General features: G+C 60.4%; 17 protein-coding genes and 3 rRNA genes. 3 read left to right on the top strand and 17 right to left on the bottom strand.

What is annotated here, in order from left to right:
- Positions 1–53: 53 nt before the first annotated feature.
- The 10 genes from M1E02_RS01320 to M1E02_RS01275 all read right to left on the bottom strand — a co-directional run bounded on the left by M1E02_RS01320 (position 54) and on the right by M1E02_RS01275 (position 13,064).
- Entirely contained in the window at positions 54–3,098 is a 3,045-nt protein-coding gene (locus tag M1E02_RS01320; RefSeq protein WP_479376377.1) for a glycoside hydrolase family 2 TIM barrel-domain containing protein, read from the bottom strand.
- A gap of 126 nt (positions 3,099–3,224) precedes the next feature.
- Positions 3,225–4,265 (bottom strand): LacI family DNA-binding transcriptional regulator, encoded by a 1,041-nt coding sequence (locus M1E02_RS01315; RefSeq protein ID WP_479376376.1) that lies wholly within the window; start codon positions 4,263–4,265, stop codon positions 3,225–3,227.
- A 329-nt stretch (positions 4,266–4,594) separates the two neighbouring features.
- Positions 4,595–4,711 (bottom strand): 5S ribosomal RNA (rrf, locus tag M1E02_RS01310).
- Positions 4,712–4,951: 240 nt separating this feature from the next.
- Positions 4,952–8,087: ribosomal RNA gene (locus tag M1E02_RS01305) — 23S ribosomal RNA — on the bottom strand.
- Between the two features lie 537 nt (positions 8,088–8,624).
- Positions 8,625–10,149 (bottom strand): 16S ribosomal RNA (locus tag M1E02_RS01300).
- Together the 16S, 23S and 5S rRNA genes form the textbook arrangement of a ribosomal RNA operon.
- A 646-nt stretch (positions 10,150–10,795) precedes the next feature.
- A complete protein-coding gene (rpsN, locus tag M1E02_RS01295; RefSeq protein WP_247048144.1) occupies positions 10,796–11,101 on the bottom strand; it encodes a 30S ribosomal protein S14 in 306 nt (101 codons plus the stop codon).
- A 4-nt stretch (positions 11,102–11,105) separates the two neighbouring features.
- Positions 11,106–11,273 carry a 50S ribosomal protein L33 gene (rpmG, locus tag M1E02_RS01290; protein ID WP_013602737.1) on the bottom strand — a complete coding sequence of 56 codons (168 nt, stop codon included), beginning with the start codon at positions 11,271–11,273 and terminating at the stop codon, positions 11,106–11,108.
- A complete protein-coding gene (rpmB, locus tag M1E02_RS01285; protein ID WP_309108344.1) occupies positions 11,273–11,509 on the bottom strand; it encodes a 50S ribosomal protein L28 in 237 nt (78 codons plus the stop codon). The genes rpmG and rpmB overlap by 1 nt, the downstream gene beginning before the upstream one ends.
- A 254-nt stretch (positions 11,510–11,763) precedes the next feature.
- Positions 11,764–12,525 carry an SGNH/GDSL hydrolase family protein gene (locus tag M1E02_RS01280; RefSeq protein WP_479376375.1) on the bottom strand — a complete coding sequence of 254 codons (762 nt, stop codon included), beginning with the start codon at positions 12,523–12,525 and terminating at the stop codon, positions 11,764–11,766.
- Positions 12,526–12,584: 59 nt separating this feature from the next.
- The gene (locus M1E02_RS01275; protein WP_479376374.1) at positions 12,585–13,064 is read right to left on the bottom strand and encodes a MarR family winged helix-turn-helix transcriptional regulator; all 480 of its coding nucleotides are present in this window, start codon (positions 13,062–13,064) and stop codon (positions 12,585–12,587) included.
- 71 nt (positions 13,065–13,135) lie between these two features.
- Between M1E02_RS01275 and M1E02_RS01270 the strand changes: the two genes are divergently transcribed.
- Positions 13,136–13,423: a YciI family protein gene (locus M1E02_RS01270; RefSeq protein ID WP_479376373.1), complete on the top strand. Its 288-nt coding sequence runs from the start codon at positions 13,136–13,138 to the stop codon at positions 13,421–13,423.
- Between the two features lie 56 nt (positions 13,424–13,479).
- Here M1E02_RS01270 and M1E02_RS01265 read toward each other — a convergent pair whose 3' ends face one another.
- Positions 13,480–14,334 carry an SGNH/GDSL hydrolase family protein gene (locus tag M1E02_RS01265; RefSeq protein WP_479376372.1) on the bottom strand — a complete coding sequence of 285 codons (855 nt, stop codon included), beginning with the start codon at positions 14,332–14,334 and terminating at the stop codon, positions 13,480–13,482.
- A gap of 210 nt (positions 14,335–14,544) precedes the next feature.
- Between M1E02_RS01265 and M1E02_RS01260 the strand changes: the two genes are divergently transcribed.
- Complete coding sequence (locus tag M1E02_RS01260) at positions 14,545–14,985, top strand: transferase (RefSeq protein ID WP_479376371.1); 441 nt, start codon at positions 14,545–14,547, stop codon at positions 14,983–14,985.
- Positions 14,986–15,078: 93 nt separating this feature from the next.
- Here the strand turns inward: M1E02_RS01260 and M1E02_RS01255 are convergent, their stop codons facing one another.
- From M1E02_RS01255 to M1E02_RS01230, 6 genes are all read right to left on the bottom strand, one after another.
- Positions 15,079–16,146, bottom strand: coding sequence for a siderophore-interacting protein (locus tag M1E02_RS01255; RefSeq protein ID WP_479376370.1), 1,068 nt, complete (start codon positions 16,144–16,146; stop codon positions 15,079–15,081).
- Positions 16,143–16,982: an ABC transporter ATP-binding protein gene (locus M1E02_RS01250; protein ID WP_479376369.1), complete on the bottom strand. Its 840-nt coding sequence runs from the start codon at positions 16,980–16,982 to the stop codon at positions 16,143–16,145. Before M1E02_RS01250 ends, M1E02_RS01255 begins: the two co-directional genes overlap by 4 nt.
- A 1-nt stretch (position 16,983) precedes the next feature.
- On the bottom strand, positions 16,984–18,099 hold the full coding sequence (locus tag M1E02_RS01245) for a FecCD family ABC transporter permease (RefSeq protein WP_479376368.1): 1,116 nt from the start codon (positions 18,097–18,099) through the stop codon (positions 16,984–16,986).
- Positions 18,096–19,211, bottom strand: a complete 1,116-nt coding sequence (locus tag M1E02_RS01240; RefSeq protein ID WP_479376367.1) for a FecCD family ABC transporter permease — start codon at positions 19,209–19,211, stop codon at positions 18,096–18,098. The genes M1E02_RS01245 and M1E02_RS01240 overlap by 4 nt, the downstream gene beginning before the upstream one ends.
- A 7-nt stretch (positions 19,212–19,218) precedes the next feature.
- A complete protein-coding gene (locus tag M1E02_RS01235; protein WP_479376366.1) occupies positions 19,219–20,316 on the bottom strand; it encodes an iron-siderophore ABC transporter substrate-binding protein in 1,098 nt (365 codons plus the stop codon).
- Positions 20,317–20,393: 77 nt separating this feature from the next.
- Positions 20,394–20,657 carry a hypothetical protein gene (locus tag M1E02_RS01230; protein WP_479376365.1) on the bottom strand — a complete coding sequence of 88 codons (264 nt, stop codon included), beginning with the start codon at positions 20,655–20,657 and terminating at the stop codon, positions 20,394–20,396.
- A 132-nt stretch (positions 20,658–20,789) separates the two neighbouring features.
- Between M1E02_RS01230 and M1E02_RS01225 the strand changes: the two genes are divergently transcribed.
- Positions 20,790–21,284 (top strand): FBP domain-containing protein, encoded by a 495-nt coding sequence (locus M1E02_RS01225; RefSeq protein ID WP_479376364.1) that lies wholly within the window; start codon positions 20,790–20,792, stop codon positions 21,282–21,284.
- The last annotated feature ends 20 nt before the right edge of the window (positions 21,285–21,304 follow it).

Below are 21,304 nucleotides of genomic sequence, written 5' to 3'. Positions count from 1 at the left end.
ACTGACGGAAATCAGGCGGACGTGCCCTCTATGGCTTGAGTCACATGAGGAGCCTACCTCCCGGCGGTGAGCACCACCGTGAAATCAACTTCCCGGGGAGTGAGCTGGTAAGGCTCCAGTGCTCCCGGTCCACAGGCAGCGGTGCCAACGCCTTCCCGGGCAGCATCCAGGTAGATGTAGCTCCGGCTATCGCGGCTTAGATCCTCACAATGTGTTGCCGCATCCAGCACTTGCTGGCTGTACGGCCGGACAGTGAGCGCAAATTCGTCACCGGCAATGCTGAGCGAACCGCCGTCGAGCTCCAGAGAAGCCGATCGTACAGCGGACCTGGCCCCGGCCTCCTGAGGCCGTACGTAGTCCTCGTCCATCTCATCCAAGGGGAGTGCATACCAGCCCAGGCGGGCGCCCTGGCCGGTATCCGGGTAGCTTTGGTACGGGCCTTGGCCGAACCACTCGACGTTCTGCGTTCCTGCTCCGAGAATCAGCTCAACTCCAACCCTCGCCCATCGGACGGCTGTCCCCCTGTCTATCCATTCACGGTCGGGGCGGACAGACGTGTTCAGGCTTACGCTGGTTCCGTCACTGCTCCAGGCGTAGTCCACCAGCACGCCATACTGCTTGTCGGCAGGAGCCATGCGGGTACGGACCAGCAGCGTCTCCCCTCCGTCGTCGTCGGATGAAACAGCTGAAATGCTGATCAGACGCGAGTGGAGGCGGTTCAGACCCGCGTCCAGCCAGCGTCGTTCAATGGTGCGCGGGTCTGGGTCGCTCCACTCCCTGCCCAGATCGTTGTCAGTGGGGGCACGCCAAAGCGTCACCTTCATTCCCTCCACAGCCAGGTCCCCCAACCGCCTCAGTTCTCCGGTCACGCGGTCAAAAGCGGCCGGGCCGAGCCGAAGTTCGTTGCCTTCTTCCTCCACGGAAACCTGGGCTGGCAGCTTGCCAGGGCTGGTCAGGTTAGCAGCTGCTTGCCCCCAGGCGATCTCATGACCGGCCTCGGCCCACTCAGTGTCGTCACTCAGCACAGCGCTGACGGTGAGAACCGCGGGGCTTCCGGCGGGGAGTTCCAGCAAGCCCGCAGGCAATTCAACAAAGACTTCTTCGCCCGGCGCCAGCGGCGCGGTGACACTCCCGCCGTCGAGCGTTGCACCGTCGGCCACCACCGCGTACCGGAAGCTGAAGGCGGATGTGTCAGCAAAGTCGAAGCCGTTGCGCAAAGTGAAACCGGACCAGTCGGGGGCTACAGAGAGCGTCAGGGGTTCGATGACCTTCTTGAAATCCAGGAGTCCGGGCCGGGGCTTGCGGTTGGCGTCCACGAGGCCGTCCGTCACGAAGTTGCCGTCGTGAATCTCCTCACCGAAGTCACCGCCGTAAGCGAAGTGTTCCCGGCCGTCCGCTCCAATGACGGTGATGCCGTGCTCCAGCCATTCCCACACGAAGCCGCCCATGAGCCGGGGGTAGCGGTCAAACAGTTCCTGATACTCGGACATCCCGCCGGGGCCGTTACCCATGGCGTGAACGTACTCGCACAGGATGAAGGGCATGGCTCTGCGACGTGCGTCAAGGGCGGGATCCTCCAGCGGTTCCTCCATGCCCTGGCCGATCAGCTCGGTCTCCTCGTGGCTGGCGTACATCCGCGAATAGACGTCCACGTAGGCCGAGCTCCGGTCGCTTTCATAGTGGATGGGCCGTGACGGGTCGCGGTGCTTCGTCCAGCGCGACATCGCACCAAGGTTCCTACCCGCCCCCGCCTCATTCCCGAGTGACCACATAATCACCGAGGCGTGGTTCTTGTCCCGCTCCACGGTTCGGCGCATCCTGTCCAGCAGCGCCGCCTCCCATTGGGGATCGTCGCTCGGGTTTTGCTTCCAGCCGGCGCTTTCAAACCCATGGGTTTCAAAGTCGCACTCGAGGATCACGTAGAACCCGAGCTGGTCAGCCAGAGCCAAAAATTCGGGATGAGGCGGGTAATGGGATGTCCGGATGGCATTGATGTTGTGCTGCTTCATGAGCCGCAGCTCGCTGACCATCCGCTCCCTGGGCACTGCCCGGCCCAGCTTCGGATCGTGCTCGTGACGGTTCACGCCGCGGAGCAGGATCCGCTTGCCGTTCACCTTGAACTGGGCGTCCTCAATCACGATCGAACGGAACCCGAGCTGAAGCTCCACGGATTCAGCTGCCGTGCTGACGGTGGCTGCATACAGCTTTGGCAGCTCAGCCGACCATGGTTCGATTCCGGGGATGACGTGCTCTGCGCCCGCGTCAAGTTCCAGTCCCAGCTCCGGAATACGCACGACGGCGTCAATCGCCTCACCATCCCGGCTCACCTCTATGCGGAGGACTCCTTCGCCTCGCAGATGGTCGAAGTCGGCGTGCACGAAGACGTCGTCGATTCCTCCTGCAGGCCTGGCCTGGAGGGTGACGTCCCGGAATATGCCGGGCAGCCACCACATGTCCTGATCCTCGAGGTAGCTTGCTCCAGAGAACTGGGCGACCTCGACGGCGAGCACGTTGACACCCTCAGTCAGGACGCCCGCGACGTCGAATTCGTGCGCCAGGCGGCTGCCGCGGGTGGTACCAAGACGCTTCCCGTTCAGCCACACGGTTCCTGCTGATTCGATGCCGTCGAAACGGAGCACGGACCTTTGATTGAACTCGGGCCCTGCGGTGAACTCAAACACGTGCTGGCCAATAGGGTTGGCTTCCGGGATCTGCGGCGGCTCCACGGGGAACGGGTACTGGATGTTGGTGTATGCGGGGCTGCCGTGGCCGTGCATGGACCAGCTTGAGGGCACCGGCAACTCTTTGAATCCGGATGGGTCCTGACCCAGCTGCCAGCCGTCCTCGGGTGCTGTCCTGACGCCAGGGAACAGGCGGAACTTCCATGTTCCGTTCAGCGAGAGCCGGGCAGCGTCACTATCAAGGAAAGCCCTGGCGGGGAGGGTTCCTTCAGCCGGCGCGACCGATGCCAGTTCTGCCACACGTCCCCCGCCGAGTTCCAGGCTGCGTTCCCGCGCCGGTGCAGGTGCTTGGGCGGGGGTCTGCTGGGCCGGGGGCTGCTGAAGGTCCCGTGCGCCGGGCAATGATTCGACTGACATAAGTGTTCCTCGTCTCGCTGGTCGCGGGATTCGTTGGTGGATAGTGGAAACGTGAACGTTCACGGACTGGGTACAACAGTACGGCAGGCCAAAGACTTTGGCCATAGTTCCGGTCCCATTTCCTGGTCAGCCGGACTGCCTGACCACCAGCCGGTGCCGAAGCACAAGGTGCGCTTCCGCACTCCCTGCAGCCGGGGATCCAGCCAACAACCCGTCAAGGAGTTCGACGGCGGTTCGGCCCACTTCCCGAAGATCCAACGACAATGTGGTCAGCTCAGGAGACAGCTGTTCTCCGAGTGGAATCCCGTCCATACCGATCACCAGGCAATCTTCAGGGACCCGCTTGCCGGCATCCGCCAGGGCCTTCAGTACTCCCGATGCCACAAGGTCATTGAAGGCAACGATTCCATCGATCCCTGGTTGCCGCGCAAGCAGTTCTCCGACCACAATACGAGTCTCCGAGGTCGACTCCTCCACTGCCACGGCCGAGCAGTCGAAGGTATCGCCGTACGATTCCCCGAGTACGGCGGCGAAGGCCCTCCCCCTGGATGTGGCGAAGCCGTCATCGGAGGCGGGCTTCGCGGGGCCACGGATGGAATCAACATACACAATCCGATGGCGACCAGCGCTTCGCAGGCGACCGATGGCGAGTTCTGCTGCATGACGGTAGTCGAAGGTAACTGCACCAGCTGCCGAACCGGGTTCCTCATCAAGGACTACCAGCGGCCGCCGGCCCAAGATCGCTTGGGCCTGACCCGCATAACCGCCGAGGTATCCAATCACCGCGTCCACGTGAGGAGCAAGATGCTCGACGGCGTCAAGGCCGCTACGTCCGCCATGACCGTAGTCGTCCATAACCACATGCCAGCCACGTTGAGTGGCCTGCTCCACCACGCTTGAGGCGAAAGCGGGAAAGTAGGGATTGGTGAGATCGGGGATTGCCAGGCCTACCGACGTCCGAGCGCCTTGAACCAGGCCCTTGGCGAACCGGCTCGGGGTGTACCCAAGTTCCTTGGCAAGCTCCTGAATACGCTGACGGGTCTCCGTCTTGATGCCCGGCATATCGTTCATGGCGCGGGTGACGGTCTGTCGCGAGACACCCGCTGCGGCAGCTACGTCCAGGATGGTGGCTCGCTGGGAGCGGCGGCCAGCAGGGGTTTGGGTCATGATCGTAAGTCTAGGGGTCAGCTGCGGTGGGCCGGGTTTGTGCCGGCTTCAACGCTCCCTCACGTTTCGCAGGTTGTGCCCGGACGGTCCCTCAGGTTCTGCGGTTTCTACCGCGACGGTCCCTCAGGTTCTGCGGTTTCTACCGCGACGGTCCCTCAGGTTCTGCGTCGGATTGGTGTGGCGACGGCGGTGGCCGGGGCGGGTGGTGAGGGAGGGTCCCGGTCAAATCCTGCGGGTGGTGAGGGAGGGTTTGTGGGGGGGGTTGGGGGTTTTTTAAATGGGGAGAGCCCCAACCGGTTTCCTGGTTGGGGCTCTCGACCTTAATGGTTGTCCGGCGGTGACCTACTCTCCCACACCCTCCCGGGTGCAGTACCATCGGCGCTGTGGGTCTTAGCTTCCGGGTTCGGAATGGGACCGGGCGTTTCCCCCACGCTATGACCGCCGTAACCTTTTTACCCGTTCACGCAACCCCTGGTGGGGTGGTGTGGGAAGTTTGTGGTTACAACATGTTTCCTGCCCTTTTTGGGGGCAGTTGTGGTGTTGTTATTCAGTTATTGTTCCCGTGGCCAGGCAAACCGTGTTCGGGTTTGTTGGTTGGGAACCACATAGTGGACGCAAGCAGTCTTGTTTTCTTTTTACCAGTGCTTGGTGTGAACGTCTTTTGAATGCCGTTCACGCATTGGTGTGTGGTGTAAGTTATCGGCCTATTAGTACCGGTCAGCTTCACGAGTCGTTAGTCCTCGCTTCCACATCCGGCCTATCAACCCAGTGGTCTGGCTGGGGGCCTCTCACACACAAGGTGTATGGAAATCTCATCTCGAAGCGAGCTTCCCGCTTAGATGCTTTCAGCGGTTATCCCATCCGAACGTAGCTAATCAGCGGTGCACTTGGCAGTACAACTGACACACCAGAGGTTCGTCCGTCCCGGTCCTCTCGTACTAAGGACAGCCCTTCTCAAATTTCCTGCGCGCGCAGCGGATAGGGACCGAACTGTCTCACGACGTTCTAAACCCAGCTCGCGTACCGCTTTAATGGGCGAACAGCCCAACCCTTGGGACCTACTCCAGCCCCAGGATGCGACGAGCCGACATCGAGGTGCCAAACCATGCCGTCGATATGGACTCTTGGGCAAGATCAGCCTGTTATCCCCGAGGTACCTTTTATCCGTTGAGCGACGGCCATTCCACAATGTACCGCCGGATCACTAGTCCCGACTTTCGTCCCTGCTCGAGATGTCTCTCTCACAGTCAAGCTCCCTTGTGCACTTACACTCGACACCTGATTGCCAACCAGGCTGAGGGAACCTTTGGGCGCCTCCGTTACTTTTTAGGAGGCAACCGCCCCAGTTAAACTACCCATCAGGCACTGTCCCTGACCCGGATTACGGGCCGAAGTTAGATGTCCAAAGTGACCAGAGTGGTATTTCAACGATGACTCCACCCGAACTGGCGTCCGGGCTTCAACGTCTCCCACCTATCCTACACAAGCCACTCCGAACACCAATACCAAACTATAGTAAAGGTCTCGGGGTCTTTCCGTCCTGCTGCGCGTAACGAGCATCTTTACTCGTACTGCAATTTCGCCGAGTTTATGGTTGAGACAGCGGGGAAGTCGTTACTCCATTCGTGCAGGTCGGAACTTACCCGACAAGGAATTTCGCTACCTTAGGATGGTTATAGTTACCACCGCCGTTTACTGGGGCTTGAATTCTCAGCTTCGCCTTGCGGCTAACCGGTCCTCTTAACCTTCCAGCACCGGGCAGGAGTCAGTCCGTATACATCGTCTTGCGACTTCGCACGGACCTGTGTTTTTAGTAAACAGTCGCTTCCCCCTGGTCTCTGCGGCCCCTGCACGCTCCGGACAGCAAGTGTCCATCACGATGGGGGCCCCCCTTCTCCCGAAGTTACGGGGGCATTTTGCCGAGTTCCTTAACCATAATTCTCTCGATCGCCTTAGTATTCTCTACCTGATCACCTGTGTCGGTTTGGGGTACGGGCGGCTAAAACCTCGCGCCGATGCTTTTCTAGGCAGCATAGGATCACCGAATCCCCCCTTACGGGAGTCCCATCAGATCTCAGGCATCATGAACAGCGGATTTGCCTACCGTTCGCCCTACATCCTTAGACCGGGACAACCATCGCCCGGCTCGGCTACCTTCCTGCGTCACACCTGTTAATACGCTTACCTCCCAGGATCAGGTCCCGCGCTCCACCAAAAACCTCACACCACAAGGGTGATCGGTCAGGTCTCGGGCGGTTAGTATCCCCTGTTCAGCATGGACGGTTTTTCGCCGGTACGGGAATATCAACCCGTTGTCCATCGACTACGCCTGTCGGCCTCGCCTTAGGTCCCGACTTACCCAGGGCAGATTAGCTTGACCCTGGAACCCTTGATCATTCGGCGGACGGGTTTCTCACCCGTCTTTCGCTACTCATGCCTGCATTCTCACTCGTGTAGGCTCCACCGCTGGTTTACACCGCGACTTCACTGCCCACACGACGCTCCCCTACCCATCCAGACGCCTGAACCACAAGGGCTTAGCAAAAATCTGAATGCCACAACTTCGGCGGTGTACTTGAGCCCCGCTACATTGTCGGCGCGGAATCACTTGACCAGTGAGCTATTACGCACTCTTTTAAGGATGGCTGCTTCTAAGCCAACCTCCTGGTTGTCTTCGCAACTCCACATCCTTTCCCACTTAGCACACGCTTAGGGGCCTTAGTTGGTGGTCTGGGCTGTTTCCCTCTCGACTATGAAGCTTATCCCCCACAGTCTCACTGCTGCGCTCTCACTTACCGGCATTCGGAGTTTGGCTGACGTCAGTAACCTTGTAGGGCCCATCGGCCATCCAGTAGCTCTACCTCCGGTAAGAAACACGCAACGCTGCACCTAAATGCATTTCGGGGAGAACCAGCTATCACGAAGTTTGATTGGCCTTTCACCCCTACCCACAGCTCATCCCCTCCATTTTCAACTGAAGTGGGTTCGGTCCTCCACGACGTCTTACCGTCGCTTCAACCTGGCCATGGGTAGATCACTTCGCTTCGGGTCTAGATCACGCCACTGCAACGCCCTATTCAGACTCGCTTTCGCTACGGCTTCCCCACACGGGTTAACCTCGCGACGTAACACTAACTCGCAGGCTCATTCTTCAAAAGGCACGCCGTCACAGCTACTTGTGATTACTCACGGCTGCTCCGACGGATTGTAAGCACACGGTTTCAGGTACTGTTTCACTCCCCTCCCGGGGTACTTTTCACCTTTCCCTCACGGTACTGGTCCGCTATCGGTCATTAGGGAGTATTTAGGCTTATCAGGTGGTCCTGACAGATTCGCACGGGATTTCTCGGGCCCCGTGCTACTTGGGATACTCTCCAGGCGGTACACAACATTTCGGTTACGGGGCTCACACCCTCTCTGGCCGGCCTTTCAAGACCGTTCACCTATGCCCGTACTCTCACCTCACTGTCCCGGCAGAGACAGAACGGAAAGTCCCACAACCCCGACCATGCAACGCCCGCCGGCTATCACACATGGAACGGTTTAGCCTGATCCGCGTTCGCTCGCCACTACTAACGGAATCACTGTTGTTTTCTCTTCCTGCGGGTACTGAGATGTTTCACTTCCCCGCGTTCCCTCCACGCACCCTATGTGTTCAGATGCGGGTCACCAGATCACTCGCGCGTCTGGCGGGGTTTCCCCATTCGGAGACCCTGGGATCAAAGTCCGGTTATCGACTCCCCCAGGCTTATCGCAGATTCCTACGTCCTTCTTCGGCTCCTAATGCCAAGGCATCCACCGTGTGCTCTTAAAAACTTGACCACAAAAGATCAAAAAAACATTTCGAGAGAACCTATGGGAACCACACCACAAACACAGCCACACCCAACCCCCAAAAGAGGCAAAGGCACAACCACATCCGCAGCACAGATCCAGGTTCATATTCTTGGAAATTGCTTCTTATAAAAGATGCTCGCGTCCACTATGTAGTTCTCAAACAACAACCCCAAACCACACACCCCACACACCACCCCAAAAAGGGTTCAACGCGCATGATCGATGCAGCCAGGAAACCAGAAACAAACAAACCCGGAAAGTTACCCTCCCGGTCCTGTTGCCTCAGGACCCAACAGTGTGCCAAACACTAAACCCGTGAACCACCACCCCCGCCGTTCCAGGACACCCTCCAAAAGGAGAACAACCGTACTGAACAGGGACAACAACCACGAGGCCGCTATTTGTTGATATTCCACCCTTGAGCACCCACCGCAGAACAATCGCCTGCGCAATGGGCCTTTACTCCTGACAACCCCTCCACACTCACATACATGAGGCAAGGTGACTGTAGGTGCTCCTTAGAAAGGAGGTGATCCAGCCGCACCTTCCGGTACGGCTACCTTGTTACGACTTAGTCCCAATCGCCAGTCCCACCTTCGACAGCTCCCTCCCACAAGGGGTTAGGCCACCGGCTTCGGGTGTTACCAACTTTCGTGACTTGACGGGCGGTGTGTACAAGGCCCGGGAACGTATTCACCGCAGCGTTGCTGATCTGCGATTACTAGCGACTCCGACTTCATGGGGTCGAGTTGCAGACCCCAATCCGAACTGAGACCGGCTTTTTGGGATTAGCTCCACCTCACAGTATCGCAACCCTTTGTACCGGCCATTGTAGCATGCGTGAAGCCCAAGACATAAGGGGCATGATGATTTGACGTCGTCCCCACCTTCCTCCGAGTTGACCCCGGCAGTCTCCTATGAGTCCCCACCATCACGTGCTGGCAACATAGAACGAGGGTTGCGCTCGTTGCGGGACTTAACCCAACATCTCACGACACGAGCTGACGACAACCATGCACCACCTGTGAACCAGCCCCAAAGGGGAAACCACATTTCTGCGGCGGTCTGGCCCATGTCAAGCCTTGGTAAGGTTCTTCGCGTTGCATCGAATTAATCCGCATGCTCCGCCGCTTGTGCGGGCCCCCGTCAATTCCTTTGAGTTTTAGCCTTGCGGCCGTACTCCCCAGGCGGGGCACTTAATGCGTTAGCTACGGCGCGGAAAACGTGGAATGTCCCCCACACCTAGTGCCCAACGTTTACGGCATGGACTACCAGGGTATCTAATCCTGTTCGCTCCCCATGCTTTCGCTCCTCAGCGTCAGTTAATGCCCAGAGACCTGCCTTCGCCATCGGTGTTCCTCCTGATATCTGCGCATTTCACCGCTACACCAGGAATTCCAGTCTCCCCTACATCACTCTAGTCTGCCCGTACCCACTGCAGAACCGGAGTTGAGCCCCGGTCTTTCACAGCAGACGCGACAAACCGCCTACGAGCTCTTTACGCCCAATAATTCCGGATAACGCTTGCGCCCTACGTATTACCGCGGCTGCTGGCACGTAGTTAGCCGGCGCTTCTTCTGCAGGTACCGTCACTTTCGCTTCTTCCCTACTGAAAGAGGTTTACAACCCGAAGGCCGTCATCCCTCACGCGGCGTCGCTGCATCAGGCTTTCGCCCATTGTGCAATATTCCCCACTGCTGCCTCCCGTAGGAGTCTGGGCCGTGTCTCAGTCCCAGTGTGGCCGGTCACCCTCTCAGGCCGGCTACCCGTCGTCGCCTTGGTGAGCCATTACCTCACCAACAAGCTGATAGGCCGCGAGTCCATCCAAAACCACAATAAAGCTTTCCACCCCCCACCATGCGATGAGGAGTCATATCCGGTATTAGACCCAGTTTCCCAGGCTTATCCCAGAGTTAAGGGCAGGTTACTCACGTGTTACTCACCCGTTCGCCACTAATCCACCAGCAAGCTGGCATCATCGTTCGACTTGCATGTGTTAAGCACGCCGCCAGCGTTCATCCTGAGCCAGGATCAAACTCTCCGTTGAAGTAAAACAAAAACAGACACAACCAAATCCCCCGGGAAAACGGGAAACAAGGCCGCACAAAATTTGAAACCAGCCAAAAAAACCAGACCATCCACGGGGTGGACAACCTGGCCAATTCAACCAATCAATAAAACAATTGGTATCAACAAACTTGGCACACTATTGAGTTCTCAAACAACAGACACACCCGGCACCACCACAACAACAAACAGCCGTGGATCGCTCCGGAGCAACTTTTCAAACTTACCCGGTTTCCAGCTCCTGTGCAAATCCATCTTTCAGGACCGCACCGGTCGAAAACACGTCCCCCAACCCGATCGGCAGCACTCGAAAGCTCTACCAGAATCTGGTCTTGAATTTGGGGGTTTGTCGCTCTCCGGTAACCAGCTCTTCGCTGGCGCCCCTTTCGGCGACTTAGAAAACAATACACCCACAACGGCCCCACCGCAAACCCACCCGCGGCACTCTCCGCATCCCCGCCGTTCCGGGGAAAACGGGCCACAAAAGGCTTCACTGGGCCACCCGCCGTCGCACTTCAGCTGTGTGCGGTGCGTCACCCAAGTGCGGAAGCGGTCTTAAAGCAAAAGGGCCGGCAACCAAAACGGTTGCCGGCCCTTCTCAAGCAGCTGGAATCAGCAGTGCTGGATTACCAGGAAGACTTGGTGATGCCCGGGAGCTCACCGCGGTGAGCCATGTCGCGGAAACGAACACGGGAGATACCGAACTTCTGGAAGGTACCGCGGGGACGGCCGTCGATGATGTCGCGGTTACGCAGACGGATCGGGGACGCGTTGCGGGGCAGCTTCTGCAGGCCGAGGCGTGCTTCTTCGCGTGCTTCGTCAGTAGCGTTGGGGTCAACCAGGGTCTTCTTCAGTGCGAGGCGCTTTTCGGCATAGCGCTCAACGATGACCTTGCGCTGCTCGTTACGAGCAATCTTGGATTTCTTAGCCATATGTTTAGCGCTCCTCTCGGAATTCGACGTGCTGGCGGATTTTGGGGTCGTACTTCTTCAGAACCATGCGGTCCGGGTCGTTACGACGGTTCTTGCGCGTGACGTAGGTGTAACCCGTGCCAGCGGTCGACTTGAGCTTGATGATGGGACGTACGTCCTTATCCTTTGCCATTAGAGCTTTACTCCTCGTGCCAGGATGCCGGCGACGACTACGTCGATGCCGCGAACGTCGATGGTCTTGATGCCACGTGCAGAAACCTGCAGGGTGACATTACGGCGCAGGGACGGAACCCAGTAGCGCTTCTTCTGAATGTTCGGATCGAACCGACGCTTGTTGCGGCGGTGCGAGTGCGAAATGCTGTGCCCAAAGCCCGGCTCGGCTCCGGTCACTTGGCAGTGTGCTGCCATGACTTCTCCTCAAGAATTGAAAGTAATGATCCGCATATCTTCTGCTGGATCATGCGTGTAAGTGCGACCCAAAGTGATCAGGGTGAACGGTTAGTCACGCAACTTGAGCCCCTAACTACCGGCTACCCTGGAGAAAATTACCGGGCCACCGGAGCAATTGCGCACGCTCCGCGCACTTAGCGCCTACCAAGTCTACGAGTTAAGGCAACTAAAGACCAATCCGCCCTGCCAGGGTGTATAAGCTGCGTGCACCGTTAGAGGCGTGTGAGCTCCGGATACCGCGGATTGAGACCGTCGCCCGAGGATTTTCCTGTTACCCGGCGAACGACCCACGGGCCCGCAAACTCCCGGACCCATCGCGCATTGGCACGCAGTGCCTCGGCACGGCTCATCTCGGGAACGGGAGTCATGGGAGGGACCTCAATGGAGTGATCATGCTCCAGAACAGTGAGTACACGCTTTGCCATGTTGGCGTGCCCGGCAGCCGACATATGCATCCGGTCTTGCGCCCACATTCCCCAGTCGTAATATTCGCTGAAGCGCCAGTAGTCGACCAGCAGGGCGCCATGGTCACCGGCAATACCCCTCACCAGCTCGTTATAGATGGCCGTGCGCCCGCGGGTGGTGCTGAAGATTTTCGAGCCGCGGGCGTCAAACCCGGTGAACATCACCACGGTGGCGCCGGTGGCACTCAACTTGCGGATACCGGCGTCGTACTCCTCAAGAAGTCCGTCGATATCAACCTTCGGACGGAGGATGTCATTGGCTCCGGCGTAGATGGTCACCAGCGTGGGCCTAAGCTCGACGGCGGCATCCACCTGCTCGGCGAGGATCCGGCGCAGCTTCCTGCCGCGGATCGCGAGGTTCGCATAGCCGAATGACGGATCAGCAGCGCCCAGTTGTTCCGCTACACGGTCTGCCCATCCCCTGACGCCATTGGGGCGAGTGGGATCGTTATCCCCCACGCCTTCTGTGAAGGAGTCCCCCAAAGCCACATACCGGGTAGAAAAATCCATAGCGACAGTCTGCCATCAGTTGCTGGGAGCAACAAAAGTACGCGCAACGCCGGTTCTGTTCAGCCTTCGCGGAGGATCCAGTGGTCATCGTCCAGGCGGGACACAATCTTTTCACCGATCCGGGCGAGATCCGCTACGTCTTCCTCACTGAGTGCGTCCAGGAACAGGGCGCGGACTGATTCCACATGCCCGGGCGCCAGACCCACGATCGTGTCCATCCCGGCATCGGTGAGGTGTGCGGTGGTAACCCGTGCGTCACCGGGGTGCGGGCGCCGCTCCACCCAGCCACGGCTTTGCAGCTTGGTAACAACGTGCGAAAGCCTTGAAAGGGACGCGCTGGTCCGCGCAGCCAGCTCACTCATGGGCAGGAAACGGGATTCGGTCTCAGAGAGCATCGCCAGGACGTGGTAATCAAACAAGGACAGTTTTCCGACGCTGTGAAGTTGCGAGTCCAGAGCTGCCGGCAGCAGGGTGTTGACGCTCATGAGGGCAAGCCACGCGCGGCGTTCGTCTGCATTCAGCCATCGTGGTTCGCTCATAGGTACATCTTAAGAGGAAAAATGCTTGACGGTTCAAGTCCCTCTTGGCGCTGCCTCGATAGGCTGTCCCCATGTACGTTATTTCCCTGAGCTACAAGGTGCCCATGGACATCGTGGATTTCCACCTGGCGGACCATGTTTCCTGGTTGCAGGACGCCTTCGATGAAGGTGTGTTCATTGCTGCCGGCCGCAAGATTCCGCGCACCGGCGGGCTGCTTCTGTCCACGACCGACCGGAACAGCCTGGACGCGTCCCTGGCCAAGGACCCCTTCTACGTCAATGGCGTAGCTGAATTTGAGGTGATGGAGTTCCACGCCAACAGGGTGGCGCCCGGATTCGACAATCTGCTGGACAACTGAGGGTCATCCCCGCCTAGCGTCGCCCCGGCCCTACAACGCCATACCTTGTGTAACCCCTACCGCGCCTTGTTGTCCTCTATTTCAGCCACTCGCTTCAAGCCGCCTTTGACAGGAACCTCGACCGGCACCGGCCAACGCGGTCCCAGGCGATCCCCTAGGGTCACCCCCCTCAGTTTGCGGCCTAAGAGGGGAAGCACCCAGTCGTGGACCCAGCGCCGTTGCAGCCGTTCCCACTCTTTCAGGGTTAGTTTCGCCGGTGGCTCCCAATCTTTCGGGCTGATCTTGTGGGGGACGCCCAGGTGATCGAGCACGCGGGCTGCCAGGTATTTATGCCCGGCTTTAGACATGTGGAGCCTGTCCGAGGACCACATTCGCGGGTCGTGGAAGGCGTCGAAACACCAGTAGTCCACCAGGATGGCCCCATACTTGTCAGCCAGTTCCCTGACTCGCTGGTTGTAGACCCTGTTACGTTTCTTCAGCGGCTCCAGAACCGCTGACACTTTGACGTCGAACCCCGTGAAGAGCAGTAGGGTGGCACCCGTGCCCGCGAGGCTGGCCACCAGATACTCGTAGTCCTCCATTAGGGCGTCGATGTCTGTGCCGAAGTCCAGGATGTCATTGCCGCCGGCGTAGAGCGTGATCAGCGTGGGCCTGAGGGCCAGCGCAGGCTCCAATTGCTCGTTAATGACATGCCGCAGGCGCTTGCTTCTTACTGCCAGGTTTGCGTACTCCCAGCCCGGCTCCGCCTTCGCCAGCTTTTCCGCCACCCGGTCCGCCCAGCCCCTCACGCCGTTAGGCAGGTTCCGGTTCCAGTCCCCGACGCCTTCCGTGAAGGAATCCCCCAAGGCGACAAAACGCCGTCGTCCGTCTTTGCCCGGAAGAGCATGCCCTGGGGATGGGTCGACAGCCACCCCAGAAACCTAGTTCGCCCACGCGACGAACAGGCGGCGAACAGTCGACCGGGAGGCGGCGGGCAGGCAACGATGCGGTAAATCGCGGGCGGCACTCGCCGGCGGCCGGGAGAGTGTGGGAGGTCGGGGAATCAGTAACGCTGTGGAATCAATTTGACCCGGAAAACGTTAATTTTCTTGGGTGCGGTGTGCGCACTAGTTAGGAATGGAATGAGCAAGAAAATCGAATCAGTAGAGGACGACGCCGGCAAGATCACCAGATACCGCCGGCACCCCAATGGCGGCGGGCTGATCGGCCCTGGCGCTGCAGTGGAAGAGAGTTCCTTCATCGGTTCAACTACATATATCGAAGCAGGGGCATGCGTCGGTTCGGGTTGCCGGATCGGGGATGGCAGCTGGATCGACCGCCGGGCGAAGATTGGCGACCTGGCCCTCATTGGAGACGGCGTCTACGTGGGCGAGGGAACGATTGTGGGCAACAGGGTCCGCATCGGCAGCCACTCACGGATTGGAGCCGGAGCCCAGCTGGGCCACGGGACCACGCTTGACGGGGACAGCAGGATTCCCGACGGCGGTCTTGTTGCCGTTGCCGCCAAGCCTCACAAGGCCCGCCGTCCGCGGGCGCGTCATCAATCGAGGATGGCAGCCTGATCTAGCTGCCACTGCGGTGGGCCGGGATTCCGGCCCACGGAGGCTCGGCGGAAAACGATACTGGGTGGCTCGTGTCCGAGACGCCCAGCACAGTTAGAGTTCCGCTTTTCCCTGCCGCCAGTAGCCCATAAACGCGACCTGCTTCCGGTCAATGCCGACGTCGCGCACCAAGTAGCGGCGCAAATCCTTGATCACGCCCGCCTCCCCTGCGATCCACGCATAGAAGGGCATGGCACCTGCGGGCATTCCCGGGTTCTTTGTGGCCCCGATCGCGGCAGTGTCCATCCGGGTTGGAGTCTCCCACAGGATGTTCTGGTCCACGTCCACGTCCTCAGGTTCTGGCCCTGCAGCACCATCCGGCGTCCTGATGCCAACCCAGCCCGGCACCGGGACGGCAGATTTAACCGCTTCCGTGAGGAGTTGCCCATGCGGGCGGGAGCGGCCGATGGAGGCGCCCCTCGCCAGCCAGGTGATTTCGACGGCGGCCGCCGTTTTGATGTCCAGGAAGTCGCCCGCTTCGGGGACCTCCAGGAAAGCGTGTCCGGTCATGTCAGCAGGCAGGGATTCCAGGATGGCGCTGATTGCAGGCACCGCCGTCTCGTCTCCGGCCAACAGGACCCGCTGAGCCAGACCCGGCCGCCACTCGATCCCCGAGTAGATTTCCGCAGTGACGCAATGGGCCGCGCGGTTGTTCGGTCCGATGATGGTGATGGCGTCGCCCGGCTTGGCGTTCAGAGCCCAGTTGGCCGCCGGGCCGCCGTCGCCCTTTGAATCGAAGTGCATCACGAAGTCGACGTCGATCTCCGGGTAGACCCCGTCAAGGCGCTCGTTCCTCACGGTGTACGTACGCATCGATCCCCGGATGGCCGGGTCCATGGCCAGCCACTCCTGGTACCAACCGGACTGTTCCATCTCGAAAACGGGCAGTGGCAGGTAGGTCCCGTCAGCTGCCAGCGAGGGAATCATCAGCTTGATGCGCAGATCGAGGGTTCCTCCGTGCACACCGAAGTCCCGCAGTGAGTATCCGCCGAAGGTCACCCGCCGGAAGTTAGGGCTGAGTTCCTGGACCGCGCTGACGGTGACGTCGAACGCCAAGGTCATGGGTTCAGTGGCCAGCTGGTTCTTGACGGTGCCTGCCGGAACGTTACTTGCTGTGCTCATGAGACCAACTCCAGGTTTTTGCTTGGCACTTTTGGGGCGGTGGTGTCCTCCGCGTGATGGCGCCCGATCGGGATGATCAGTGGAGTCCCGGAAACGGGATCGGGGACCACGCGGGATTCGAGTCCGAAGACCTCCCGGACCAGGTGTTCCGTGACTACTTGAAGCGCAGGACCCTCTGCCACGATGCTTCCCGCCTTCAGGGCAATAACGTGATCCGCGTAGCGGGCGGCAAGGTTGAGATCGTGCAGGACGATGGCTACTGTAGTCCCGTTTTTGCGGTTCAGATCCGTCACGAGATCCAGCACTTCAACCTGATGCGCCAGGTCCAGGTACGTGGTGGGCTCGTCCAGGAGCAGCACATCCGTCTCCTGGGCCAGGGCCATGGCAATCCACACCCGCTGACGCTGGCCGCCGGAGAGTTCGTCCACGTTCCGATCGGCAAGTTCCATGGTTTCGGTGGCATCCAGCGCGGTCTGCACAGCGAGATCGTCCTCAGGGCTCCAGCTGCGGAAAAAGCCCTGATGAGGGTATCGTCCCCGGCCCACGAGGTCACGGACTGTGATGCCGTCAGGCGCTGTAGGGTGCTGCGGGAGCAGGCCAAGCGTCCGGGCCACCTCCCGTGCAGGCCTGGAGTGAATGTCCTTGCCATCCAGCGTCACGGTTCCGGCCGCAGGCTTAAGCAGGCGGGATAGTCCGCGCAGCAATGTGGATTTCCCGCAGGCATTGGCGCCGACAATCATGGTCACCTTGCCTTCCGGAATCTCTGCGGACAGCTGTTCTATGACAGTGCGCTGCTCATACCTGAGCGTCAGGTCCTTGGCGTTCAGAACTGCCATGTCAGGCATCCTTTCGGTTGGAAGTGACCAGGAGCCACAGCAGGAACGGAGCACCGAGGGCGCCTGTGACCACGCCGACCGGTAGTACGGTGCCGTCGAGCAGCAGGGGAGCGATGTTTGCAGCAAAGTAATCTGCCGCGAGAACGATGAGCACGCCCACCAAGGCCGACGCCGGCAAACTCGCCTTCCGCGTGAAGCGGCGGGCGATGGGACCGGCGAGGAAGGCGACGAACGCGACGGGGCCAGCAGCCGCAGTCGCAACGGCAGCGAGTGCCACAGCGGTGAGGACGACGGCCAGACGGGTCCTTCCGACCCGAATGCCCAGGCCGGTGGCGGCGGCGTCACCAAGTTCAAGGATGCGCAGAGGGCCGGCCAGGACCGCGACGGCCGGCATAAGGACAAGAAGGGTCAATGCCAGAACACCGGCGCGGTCCCACGTGGCCGAGTTCAGGGACCCGTTGAGCCATACGAGGGTATCCGCGGCGGTGCGGATATCCGTTCTGGTCATCAGGAAACTCACCACCGCATGGAGGGCTGCGGCTATGCCGACGCCGGCCAGGATGAGGCGGTTACCTGCGGCGTTGCCCCCGCGTCCGCCGCCTGAGCCGAGTGAGCCGCTGCGCGAAATAGCGTAGATCAACGCGGCGACACCAAGGGCCCCGACAAAAGCCGCACCGGAGACTGCTGCTCCCGTGGCGCCGAACACGACGATCGCCGTCACTGCCGCTGCGCTGGCGCCGTAGCTGATGCCGATGACATCAGGGCTGGCGAGGGGGTTGCGCAGCATGGTCTGGAACAGCCCTCCCGCGAGGCCGAAGGCAGCCCCGATCATGGTCCCGATGACGGCCCGGGGCAGTTTGTTTTCCATGACGATGAAGCTCGCGCCGGGGATCTTGGGTCCGCCGGTGAGGTGGGACACGAGGATCTTGAAGAAGTCCGGGATGGTGACCGTGTAGCTACCCAGCAGCACGCTCGCGGCGAAGAGAAGCACGACGGCGGCCGCGAGGACCGCGGTGCGATTGACGGTGCGCCCATGTAGCAGTACACGCCAATGTTGGCGCCCCGTACTGCCGCGAAGTGCCACCTCGGCGCCGCGTTCAGTCTTCAGAGTGGTCATAGCCCAGCCCCCTTCCCGCGTCGGACCAGCCAGACGAACACCGGCGCACCAACAAGCGCCGTCATGATGCCTGCCGGAACTTCGCCTGGAAGCAGCACCACTCGGCCGATGATGTCAGCCGCCAGCAGCAGGACCGGGGCAAGGATGAGGGAGAACGGCAGGATCCACCGGTAGTCAGGACCGGTGAGGAAACGCACGGTGTGCGGAATGACCAGCCCGACGAAGCCGATAGGCCCGGCCAAGGCCGTGGCGGCGCCGCACAGCAGCACAATACCGACCGCGGTAATTGCCCGAACCAGGCTGACGTTTTGGCCCAGCCCCCTAGCCGTGTCATCCCCGAGCGCCAGGCTGTTCAGAATCCTGCCGGTGCCAAGGACGATGACGGCCCCGATCACGAGGAACGGAAGTCCCGGAAGCACCACTGACCATTCACGCCCGGCAATGCCGCCGACCTGCCAGAACCGGAACCGGTCAAGCGTGTCCTGGCTGGAAACAAGGATCACGTTCGTCAGGGAAAACAGGCCCGCGCTCAGGGCAGCCCCCGCCAAGGCGAGCTTTACCGGCGTCGCGCCGTCCCTGCCCAGCGACGCAACCAGATACACCACGGTGGCGGCAGCGGCTGCGCCGAAAAACGCGAACCAGATGTAGCCGGTCAGTGACGAGATGCCGAACAGGTAGATGCCTGTAACGACGGCCAGGGCAGCGCCGGCATTGACGCCCATGATGCCCGGATCCGCGAGGGGGTTGCGGGCCACACCCTGCATGGCGGCCCCTGCGAGCCCGAGCGCGGCGCCCACCACCAGGCCCAAAACGGTCCGCGGGAGGCGTGCCTGCACAACGGCGTGGTCCCCGTTGGTGGGATCAAAACTGGTCAGCGCCTGCCAAACGGTCTGCAGGGAAACGTCCCTGGCACCAATCGCCAGGGACGCAGCGCTGATAAGGACAAGAACGACGACGACGGCAAACAGCCAGGCGGCCCTGGAACCACCGCGGACCGGCGGTTGATGGCCCGTTGCGGGCGATTTGGCGTCATTTGCTGCCTGTTCGCGCGAGGCGGGCTCGGCGGAAGCCGAAGCCGGGCGCGTACTTTTGGCCGCCGTCGTCGTTGTCATGGCTGTATTACTTAGCGGCGTCCGCTGCCTTGCCCAGCTGCGGCAAGACAGTGTCCAGGGCCCAGGGCAGGCTCAGCGGCGAGGATGCTGAGATCGCGAGAACCAGACTCTTGTCTTTGTCGGCAACAAACGCGCCCTTTTTGACGGCAGGGATCTGGCCCAGCAGGGGGTCGCTCTTGACTGCGTCAGCGGTAGCGTCGTCCTCGACGGCGCTCAGGAAGATATCGGATTCGAGTTCGTTGGCCTTTTCGGCCGACCACGGCACGAAGAAGTCCTTGGAGCCGGCAGATGCCTTCTCTGCGACAGGGGCCAGCTTCATCCCGATGGCGGTCAGGAACTTCGGCCGGTTGTCGTTGGCGGTGTAGAAGCCGGTCTGCGTGAGATCGGATGGGAGGGCGTAGCCGTAGATGAAGGTCTTACCTTGGATCTGCGGGTACTTGGCGGCTTCCTCTTTCACAGTCGCCTCGGTGTCCGACACCAGCTTGGTCGCCTCGGCGTCTTTGCCCAGTGCCTTGCCAATAATGGTCGTGGCGTCCTGCCAGGACGTTCCGTAAGCGAGCTCCGGCTGGGCCACGACGGGCGCGATCTCGCTGAGCTTCTTGTATTCCTCTTCCGTCAGGCCGGAGTAAGCACCCAGGATGACGTCCGGGTTGAGCTTTGCGATCTCAGTGAAGTTGATGCCATCGGTCTCCGAGAACTGGACCGGCGCCTTGTCTGTACCAAAGCCGGCGCCGAGCTTCTCAAGGGCGGTGTCCTTCCACGGGGTGGATCCCTTGTCGTTTCCGCCCCAGTCGTTCTTCGGAACGCCAACCGGGACTACGCCCAAAGCAATAGCGACGTCGTCGTTGACCCACGAGATGGTGACAACGCGCTTGGGCTGTTCCTTGATGGTTGTCTCACCAAAAACATTCTTGATGGTTACCGGAAACTGAGAGCTGGCGGCTTGGGTGCTGGCTCCGGCATCTGCGGAACTGACCGGGCCTGTAGAGCAGGCGGTGAGGGTCAGTGCGGCGGCGGCCAGAACGGCGGCCGCCTTGCCTGCGGTCTTGAAGACGGCACGGCGGGTGGCGACTGCGGCCGGGGTGGGGAAAACGGGGGAAGCCACGGAACTCCTTAGGTGAGCGATGCGAACCCAAGTAAGGCTAGCCTATCCTCGCGCCCATTAAGAAAGGGTCGCGTAACCTAATTCCTGCTTGTGAGGAAGGTCACCGAAGAGAGTCGCTTGGCTGGACTTGGAACAATGCCTTTTGGCAGGATGGCGTTGGTGCTGGTATTGGGATCCGGCACTTTGAATGGATCGAGGGTAATGAGCGTGCAGACCACCACAGAGGTCTCGGCAGCCATGGTGAGTGGGGTGGCCGCTATGGCCTGCTCCGCGGACGCTTCTCCGTCAGCTTTTGCCCGCAGCGTAAGTCTCTGAGCAGAGCCGCCAACCGAAAGGTGCACCGAGTTTATTCGGTGTGCACGGAAACAGCTGACGCCGCTGCCACGCCCCTGCGGTCACTTACAACCTGCGGTCATGTCTTGGCTGCCGCATGTGGTCGCGCGGATCCCGACGATTCGAAAGCTGTACTGTCAATGCAATCAATTACCTCTAACCAAATACGCGCTTCCTTCATTAATGCCACTCGATCCGAGGCGTCCAAGCTGAACCTGCCAAGGAACTTTGACTCACTGGACTGGGAACGGTTGGACTTCCTGGGATGGCGAGACCCAAAAATGCCTCTCCGCGGTTACTTGGTGGTTCCGCAGCCAACAGGGCTGACAGGCATCATGCTCCGGGCTCCGGAAGGCGGCCCAAAAAAGGGCCGCTCCGTTCTCTGTGAACTGTGCCGGGCCGTGTTTTCCAAAGAGGACGTCTTGCTGTGGGTAGCCCGCCGAGCCGGGCAGTCCGGCCGCGATGGCAACACGCTGGGAACCCTGATCTGCGCCGACTTTCTGTGCTCCGACAATGTGCGCGTGGAGCCGCCGGCCAATGCCATCAATCCCGATCCGGGCGCGGTGGTTGAGCGGCAGATTGACGGTTTGCTGACCCGGACCGGTCAGTTCCTCGAGCGCGTTCAGGGGAAGTAGGCAGTCCCCGGACCAGCCAG

The organism is Arthrobacter sp. Z5-13, from assembly GCF_056499105.1.
This window is presented reverse-complemented; position numbering and strand designations above follow the sequence as displayed.